Annotated in this window: 4 protein-coding genes; all 4 read left to right on the forward strand. The window is 61.5% G+C overall.

The features are described from left to right. The first annotated feature begins 97 nt into the window (after nt 1-97). A complete protein-coding gene (locus L8G49_RS20865; RefSeq protein WP_242187944.1) occupies nt 98-544 on the forward strand; it encodes a transposase in 447 nt (148 codons plus the stop codon). Then, nucleotides 541-894, forward strand: coding sequence for an IS66 family insertion sequence element accessory protein TnpB (gene tnpB, locus L8G49_RS20870; protein ID WP_242187950.1), 354 nt, complete (start codon nt 541-543; stop codon nt 892-894). The genes L8G49_RS20865 and tnpB overlap by 4 nt, the downstream gene beginning before the upstream one ends. A gap of 128 nt (nt 895-1,022) precedes the next feature. Further along, nucleotides 1,023-2,573, forward strand: coding sequence for an IS66 family transposase (locus L8G49_RS20875; protein WP_242187955.1), 1,551 nt, complete (start codon nt 1,023-1,025; stop codon nt 2,571-2,573). A gap of 47 nt (nt 2,574-2,620) precedes the next feature. Beyond that, the gene (locus L8G49_RS20880; protein WP_242187953.1) at nt 2,621-3,244 is read left to right on the forward strand and encodes a hypothetical protein; all 624 of its coding nucleotides are present in this window, start codon (nt 2,621-2,623) and stop codon (nt 3,242-3,244) included. Nucleotides 3,245-3,294 lie beyond the last annotated feature (50 nt).

Raw genomic sequence — 3,294 nt, forward strand, 5'->3', positions numbered from 1 at the left:
GTAAGCGTCCGGCCTTAGGCGTGTTGCGCGTTTCAGCCCCGTTGGCGAGGGAGGGCCGATAGGAGTCTCCTTCTGGACTCCTTAAGGAGATCAGGAGATGGGCCGGATTGAGGTCATCACCCGCACGGAGCGCCGCCGTAAATATTCTCCCGCAGAGCGGCATGCTATCATGCTGGAGGCGGACGCACCTGATGTCACCGTGCGAGAGGTGGCGAAGCGGCACGATATTGCCGAGAGCCTGATCTATAGCTGGCGGACGGCACGGCGGCAGGCGGAGAAGATCGCCAGCGAGCCGCTGACCTTCATCTCATATGGCACCGTGCCGGAGGATGCTGTCGCTACCGTTCCTCACGCACCACCACCGGCGCACGCCGATCCTGTCCCGACGATGCAGGTGATGGAAGAACTGACCCGTCCGCATCCCGGTGCACGTCCTGGCGAGATCGGCATCGACCTGCCCAGCGGCGTTCGCCTGTCGGTGGACAGCTACGTGAACGAGAAGGCGCTGGCCCGTGTGCTGCGGACGTTGCGGGATATTTCATGATCTCACTGGCACCGGGCACAAAGGTCTATCTTGCGAGCAAGCCGGTCAGCATGCGCCTGGGTTTCGACGGTTTGGCGGCGCTGGTGCGGCCGCTGTTTTCGGTTGAGCCCTATTGCGGTCATGTCTTCCTGTTCCGCAGCAAGAGCGGCAACTATCTCAAGGCGCTGCATTGGGACGGCTCCGGGATGTGCCTGTTCGCCAAGCGTCTGGAACGGCATCGCTTCGTATGGCCGCCGCTGGTCGAGGGCGGTGTGGTGCTAACCTCGGCGCAGTTTGCGCTGCTGATCGAGGCGATGGACTGGCGGCGCACCATCGCGCCGGAAGCACCCCGTCTGCCGGTGCAGATGTAGGCACAATGTGAGGTAAAACTGGGCATTTTCCTTGGCCTGGATTGCTCATTTTGCTATGGGGAACCGTGTCCGCCGACGAGATAGATCTTCCTGCCGATCTCGATGCATTACGCGCTCTTTTCGCCGATATGCAGGCGCGTATCGCGGCCTCGGAACAGGCGCTGGAAGCCGAGAAGTCAGCGCATGAGGCGACCCGCAACGCGGTCAAGCTGACCACGCTCCAGATCGAGAAGCTCAAGGTTCAGCTATCGCGTTTGCGGCGGATGAAGTTCGGCCAGTCGTCCGAACGGATCGCCGAGATGGCCGATCAGCTGGAACTGACACTGGAGGATCTTGAAGCCGAACACGCCTATGCCGCATGTGCCCTCGGTGAACCGGCACCAACGGAAGAAAGAGCACCAGCGGCCCGCAAGCCCAAGCGCCTGCCATTGCCCGATCATCTGCCGCGCGACGAGACGGTGCATGTCGCCCCTGATGCCAATGGCTGCTCCGCCTGCGGCGGCGCCATGGGCAATCTGGGCGAGGATGTGACCGAAGTGCTGGAGTATGTGCCAGGCCGTTTCCGCGTGGTGCGCCATGTCCGTCCCAAGCTGGCTTGCGGGCGCTGCGACGCGATCAGTCAGGCGCCCGCGCCCTCCTTGCCGATCCCGCACGGCCGTGCCGGACCCAACCTGCTCGCGCACGTGGTCGTGTCCAAGTTCGCCGATCATCTGCCGCTTTACCGGCAGTCGCGTATCTATGCGCGTGAGGGCGTCGATCTCAGCCGTTCCACCCTGGCCGATTGGCTGGGACAGGTCAGCTGGCTGTTGCAGCCGCTGGTCGACCGCATTGCCGATCATGTCATGAGCAGCCCCAAGCTCCATGCCGACGATACGCCCGTGCCGGTTCTGGCACCGGGGACCGGCAAGACCGCGACGGGCCGACTATGGGTCTATCTGCGCGACAACCGACGATGGCGGCCGAGCGACAGACCGGCAGCACTGTTTCGCTACAGCCCGGATCGCAAGGGCGAGCGACCGCGCGAGCATCTCAGGGCATTTGCGGGGTTCCTGCAGGCAGATGCCTATGCCGGGTTCGAACGGCTGTATGCGCACGACCGTCAGCCGGGGCTGATAAAGCCTGTCGCTTGTTGGGCACATGCCCGGCGCAAGCTGCATGATGTCTATAAGGCTGACCCGCATTCCGTCGCGGCCGAAGGGCTGAAGCTCATCCGCGTGCTATACGATGTCGAGCGTGGCATCGCCTGCGATCCTGCCGATGACCGCCGCAAGGCACGCAAGCTGTCCAGGCTGCGGGCGCTGGATTTCTTCGCATGGGCCGACGACGTGCTCGCGCAAGCATCCGCACGATCACCATTGGCCGAGGCACTGCGCTATGCCGTGAAGCTCAAGCCCCAGTTGTTGGCCTACACCGAGGACGGGCGGCTTGAGATCGACAACAACCTCGCGGAGAACGCCCTGCGCGGCATAGCCGTGGGCCGGAAGAACTGGCTTTTCGCCGGGGCGGATTGCGGTGGGGAGCGCGCTGCCGCCATCTACTCGCTGCTGGAGACGGCCAAGCTCAACGATGTAAACCCGCAAGCCTGGCTCGCAGATGTGCTCGACCGCATCGGCAAAGGGCATCCCATCAACCGGATCGACGAACTGCTACCGTGGAACTGGTCTTCAGTAGCAGGCTGACGAGATTTTGGTGACATGCGCATCGCATCACGGATAGTCATCGTCAGATGACTGGACCTCACAACAAGATCATTGCCGCCGCAGCTAAAGCCGAACTAGCCCCTCTCGGTTTCAAGCGGCAGGGGCAATCGCGGCTCTGGATCAAAGATCACGGTTTCTGGCTCAACGTAGTTGGATTTAAACCAAGTCGGTGGTCTGTAACCGTCGACCTCGACAATGCGGCTCACTGGATCTGGGGCGGAGCCGGGTTTATGAGCTTAGATTACATCATGTCGGGCGGCCCTTATACAGAGTATAGGGATGAAGATCAGTTTGGTGCCGCAGTCACCGACATAGCGCGTTCAGCCGCGGCCAAAGCCCAAGAGATCGACGATAAGTTCGGTTCTTTCGAGGCCATCGCCCAGTCTGTGATTGCGGAAGCCAATGAGTCTGAACGGATGCGACCGAGTTGGTTCGGCTATTATGCCGGAGTTGCTTGCGGCATATCAGGCGATCTCCAGAAAGCAGAACGTTTTCTTCGAGATGTAACAGACGAAAGGGTGATCCCGCGGGCGGAACGCTTTCTCTCAACGATGGACACACCCGGCACCTTCCGAGAAAAGGCCAACGACATCGTCACCGAGCAACGTGTCGCTTTAAAGCTACCGCAGCTTGCGCAAAAGCCATTCTAAAGATCACCGGTCCAGACCCAGAAACGACGCCATTGGCCGGACGCTTACGC

The organism is Sphingomonas sp. CARO-RG-8B-R24-01 (assembly GCF_022662295.1).
Taxonomy (GTDB): domain Bacteria; phylum Pseudomonadota; class Alphaproteobacteria; order Sphingomonadales; family Sphingomonadaceae; genus Sphingomonas.